This window comes from Pseudoduganella sp. RAF53_2 (assembly GCF_052113985.1).
Classification (GTDB): Bacteria; Pseudomonadota; Gammaproteobacteria; order Burkholderiales; family Burkholderiaceae_D; genus Rugamonas.
This window is the reverse complement of sequence record NZ_JBFRDW010000528.1, coordinates 1-4,332: the sequence shown is the minus strand read 5'-3', so window position 1 is coordinate 4,332 and position 4,332 is coordinate 1. Positions and strand designations below refer to the sequence as shown.

Annotated in this window: 5 protein-coding genes and 1 riboswitch; all 5 genes read right to left on the bottom strand. The window is 62.7% G+C overall.

Going from position 1 to position 4,332, the window contains the following annotated elements; translation table 11 throughout:
* Nucleotides 1–119 precede the first annotated feature (119 nt).
* Nucleotides 120–866 (bottom strand): triose-phosphate isomerase, encoded by a 747-nt coding sequence (tpiA, locus tag AB4Z11_RS24625; RefSeq protein WP_442028362.1) that lies wholly within the window; start codon nt 864–866, stop codon nt 120–122.
* 52 nt (nt 867–918) lie between these two features.
* Entirely contained in the window at nt 919–1,899 is a 981-nt protein-coding gene (locus AB4Z11_RS24620) for an NAD(P)H-quinone oxidoreductase (RefSeq protein WP_442028364.1), read from the bottom strand.
* Nucleotides 1,900–1,937: 38 nt separating this feature from the next.
* On the bottom strand, nt 1,938–2,516 hold the full coding sequence (locus AB4Z11_RS24615; RefSeq protein ID WP_442028360.1) for a TMEM165/GDT1 family protein: 579 nt from the start codon (nt 2,514–2,516) through the stop codon (nt 1,938–1,940).
* Between the two features lie 2 nt (nt 2,517–2,518).
* A riboswitch (yybP-ykoY riboswitch) is annotated at nt 2,519–2,698 on the bottom strand.
* A gap of 97 nt (nt 2,699–2,795) precedes the next feature.
* Nucleotides 2,796–3,413 carry a tetratricopeptide repeat protein gene (locus tag AB4Z11_RS24610; RefSeq protein WP_442028358.1) on the bottom strand — a complete coding sequence of 206 codons (618 nt, stop codon included), beginning with the start codon at nt 3,411–3,413 and terminating at the stop codon, nt 2,796–2,798.
* A gap of 47 nt (nt 3,414–3,460) precedes the next feature.
* Nucleotides 3,461–4,222, bottom strand: a complete 762-nt coding sequence (locus AB4Z11_RS24605; protein WP_442028355.1) for a GIN domain-containing protein — start codon at nt 4,220–4,222, stop codon at nt 3,461–3,463.
* Nucleotides 4,223–4,332 lie beyond the last annotated feature (110 nt).

Here is a 4,332-nt window from a genome sequence, read left to right as displayed (position 1 = left end):
GACAGGACCTGTACAACCACAATCAGATTGAACAAAGAGTTCATGTCATTCCATTCACAGTTAACAAAACTTTAATTCGACGGATCACCGACCCGCCCTACTACATTCCGGCGTGCGCCTTACGCCGCGTCGATGATGGCGAGGAAGTCCGCCGCCTKCAATGCCGCACCGCCGATCAGGCCGCCGTCGATATCCGGCTGCGCCATCAAATCCCCGGCATTCTCCGGCTTCATGCTGCCGCCATACAGAATCGGCATGCTGCAGGCCGCCGCCGCGTTTCGCTCGGCTACCTGCTTGCGCAGCATGGCGTGCACTTCCTGCGCCATGGCCGGGGTCGCCGTCTTGCCGGTCCCGATCGCCCACACCGGCTCATAGGCCAGCACAATCTTTTCCAGCGCCGCGGTGCCCAGCACATCCAGCACCGCCTGCAGCTGCAGGCATACCGTGACAGCGGTCTTGCCCGCCTCGCGCTGCTCCAGTGTTTCACCGACACAGACCACCGGCACCAGGCCGGCGTTCACAGCCGCCAGCGCCTTCTGCGCCACCAGCTCGTTCGACTCGCCATGGTAGGCGCGGCGCTCCGAGTGGCCGACGATGACATATTTGCAGCCAAAGTCCAGCAACATGGACGCTGCCACCTCGCCCGTATAGGCGCCGGCAGCATACGCAGACACATCCTGCGCGCCCCACGAAACCGGCGTATTTGTGAGTTCAGCTTCACATTGTGCCAGATACGGAGCGGGCGCGCTCACGGCCGCATCGGCCTTGCCAGATTTGAAACCGGCCACAATGCCGGACAGCAGGACCGAATTGGCAGCGCGGCTGCCATTCATTTTCCAATTGCCGATTACGAGTTTTCGTCGCATAGCTGCCTAAAATTCAATAACCCGCAATTGTAGCCCGGCGGCGGAAGCCGGGTCAAACCACCTGAAGCATGATCTTGCCAATGTGTTGGCTGGATTCCATAAGGGCGTGCGCTGTGGCCGCCTGCTCCAGCGGGAAGCTTTCATAAATGACGGGCTTGATATCCCCTGCCTCGATCAGCGGCCACACCTTCTCGCGCAACTGGCGCGCAATGGCTGCCTTGAAGGCCACCGAACGCGGGCGCAGGGTCGAGCCGGTCACGGTCAGGCGGCGGCGCAGCACCTGGCCCAGGTCGATCTGGGACTTGGCGCCGCCCAGCAGCGCGATGATGGCGATGCGGCCGTCATCGGCCAGGCAGCCCATCTCGCGCGGCAGATAGTCTCCGCCCACCATGTCCAGGATGACATCGACACCAATGTCGCCGGTCAGCTGCTTGACCACCGCCGCGAAGTCTTCGTTGCGGTAATTAATGCCGCGCTCGGCGCCCAGCGCTTCGCAGGCGCGCGCCTTCTCATCGCTGCCCGCGGTGGCAAACACACGGTGGCCCAGCGCGCTGGCCAGCTGGATCGCCGACACGCCGATGCCCGAGGTCCCGCCCTGCACCAGCAGCGACTCGCCCTTGCCCAGCTGGGCGCGGTCGAACACATTGCTCCAGACGGTGAAGAAGTTCTCCGGCAGCGAGGCCGCTTCCAGTGGCGACAGGCCGCGCGGCACCGGCAGGCATTGCTCCACCGGCGCGGTGACGTATTCGGCATAGCCGCCGCCCTGCACCAGGGCGCACACCATGTCGCCGATCTTGAAGCCCGTCGCGCCCATATCGCCGTCGACAATCTCGCCCGCCACTTCCAGGCCCGGCAGATCGCTGGCGCCCGGCGGCGGATTGTAGCTGCCGAGGCGCTGAAACACGTCCGGACGGTTGATGCCGGCCGCGTGAACCTTGATGCGCACCTCCCCTTCTTTCGCGACGGGCAGCGGGCGTTCGCACAGCCGCAGCACATCGGCGGGTCCGGGCTTGCTGATTTCGATTGCGCGCATCATGGTGGCCTCCTCGGTAAAGGGAGGATTCTACCGCGTCAGAATCCGAAGCGCGCTCCCATGCCGGTCAGCGTGGCGAGGCCCAGCAGCGCGAACATCACGGCCGCTGCGCCATGCACCAGCTTCATGGGAATGCGGCGCGACAGGCGGTCGCCGATAAAGACAGCAGGTACGTCGGCGATCAGCATGCCCAGCGTGGTGCCGGCCACCACGATCAGCGGCGCGCCGTAATGCGCAGCCATGGCGACGGTGGCGAACTGGGTCTTGTCGCCCATCTCGGCCAGGAAGAAGGCGATCAGGGTGGCGCCGAATACACCGAAGCGGGCGGCTGGCGTGGATTCTTCTTCATCGATTTCGTCGGGAATCAGGGTCCAGGCGGCCATGGCGAGGAAGCCGAGGCCCAGGGTCCAGCGCAGCACTTCGGGCGTCAGCACGGACATGATCCAGGCGCCCAGCGCACCGGCGATGCCGTGGTTGACGAGGGTGGCGGCCAGGATGCCGAGAATGATCGGGACCGGCTTGCGGAAGCGCGCAGCGAGACAGAATGCGAGGAGCTGGGTCTTGTCGCCGATTTCAGCGAGAGCGACGACACCAGTAGAGACGAGGAATGCTTCCATTTGATTTCCCAGGCCGGGCACGGACGAATGACCACAACACGCCCCCGGCCTAAAAATCGGCGGCGTTGTGGTCAAAGGTCTTGCCAAGCGATGGGACCGCATACGCCATGGCCTGTGGGCCAAGTGTGTTGACGTATGCCTCTCCGGGAAACGAAGAGCGGCTACTCCCCAATGACGGGGCGGATTGTACCCTAAAAGTGCCGGGGAAAGAAGCAGAACCCGCCGCAGAAAGCCGGTGGCTGCCACGATGTGGCAGCCACCAGGGTCAGGCCGTGGGTTTCAACCTCCGCCGGTACGGGAAGCGCGCGGCAACGGTGTGCCCGGCTTCCAGGACGCCGACAGCGCCTGCCCTTCCTCGACCTGCTCCGGCGTCATGCTCTTCACGACGGAGGCGCGCTGCTCGGCCGCATTGGCCGAACCGTTGGCGGCAGCCAGGTTCCACAACATGTAGGCGATCACATTATCCTGCGGCATGCCGCCGATGTGATAACGGYACATCAGGCCCAGCACCTGCTGCGCTTCCGCGTGGCCCTGCTCGGCAGCCTTGCGGAACCAGATCACAGCCTGCTTGTGGTCCTGGATCACGGCATTGCCCGTGTAATACATGGCGCCCACCACATACTGCGCATCGGCCTTGCCCTTGGCGGCAGCCTTGCGGTGCCAGGCCAGCGCCTGCTTGTAGTCCTGCGGCACGCCGCGGCCCATGTAGTACATCAGGCCCAGCAAATGTTCCGCGTCCGCGTTGCCGGCCTGGGCCAGCGGGAAGATCTCTTTATAGGCCAGCGTATAGTTTTTATTGTTGTAGGCCATGGCGCCTTCGGCAAAGCCAGCCAGCGCCGGGAGCGGGAGCCCCAGCGCGATGCCTAACGCCAGTAATATGCCTCTTAGTTTTTTCATAGTGCTTTGTATTTATTCCGTTCTTTTCGCACAACCAGATTTGTCTCTTATTTCCAGCTGACTTTGCCCAGCCCGTCTACGCTGACGTTGCGGTTCTGCGGCTTGCCGTACACGGTGACCGACCCCAGCCCGCTCAGGTTCAGCGTCGCATTGGTGCGGGCATTGACGGTGGCGTTACCCAGTCCGCTCAAGTCCAGGTTCACATCGTCCACCTGGAACTGCTGGGCGTTCAGTCCGCCCAGTCCACCCAGGGTTGCGTTCAGCTGCTTGCTGCGCCCGCCGATGGTGATGTAGCCGGCGCCTTGCAAATCCAGATCCACGTTATCGTTTTCAGTTACCCACACATGCATGCTGCCCACGCCGCCCAGATTGGCCTTCAGCTGCTTGTAGTCACAGACCACTTTCATGCTGCCGGCGCCGTCCAGGGTCAGGTCGATCCGGTCGCCGCTAAAGCCGCTGACTTCCGTGGTGCCAACACCTTCCGATACCAGTTCACGCAACTGCGGCAGCGTCAGCTCGACCCTGACCGTTGACTTGTTCAGCTTGACCCCATGGTTCTCGGTGTCGAGGTGCAAGGTGTCGCCTGTCTGTACTGCCGTGACCTTGGTCACGTAGCGCTTGTCGCCAATGATGTTGAGCTGCGGCGTGGCGCCCTGCTTCAGCTTGAGATCAATCACGCCATCCAGCTTGACGCGGACCACGCGGGCATCGACTGCACGGCTTTCCGTCGTATTGTCATCGGCGCGGGCCAGCCCAAGGGTCACGCACAGGGCGGTAAACAGCAGGCCAATGCGGAAATTCATCTTCATCTCGAAATCCTTCAGGTTGTCAGCAGCAAATTACAGGTTGGCGGCAACCATAACGTAAGGGAGTTCAAGCGTGTTCACAATAGCCAGCAGAGTGCTGCAAATCATTACAG

Coding starts and splice junctions, on each gene's coding strand:
- AB4Z11_RS24605 (WP_442028355.1), bottom strand. CDS start 4,222: ATGAAGATGAATTTCCGCATTGGCCTGCTGTTTACCGCCCTGTGCGTG.
- AB4Z11_RS24615 (WP_442028360.1), bottom strand. CDS start 2,516: ATGGAAGCATTCCTCGTCTCTACTGGTGTCGTCGCTCTCGCTGAAATC.
- AB4Z11_RS24620 (WP_442028364.1), bottom strand. CDS start 1,899: ATGCGCGCAATCGAAATCAGCAAGCCCGGACCCGCCGATGTGCTGCGG.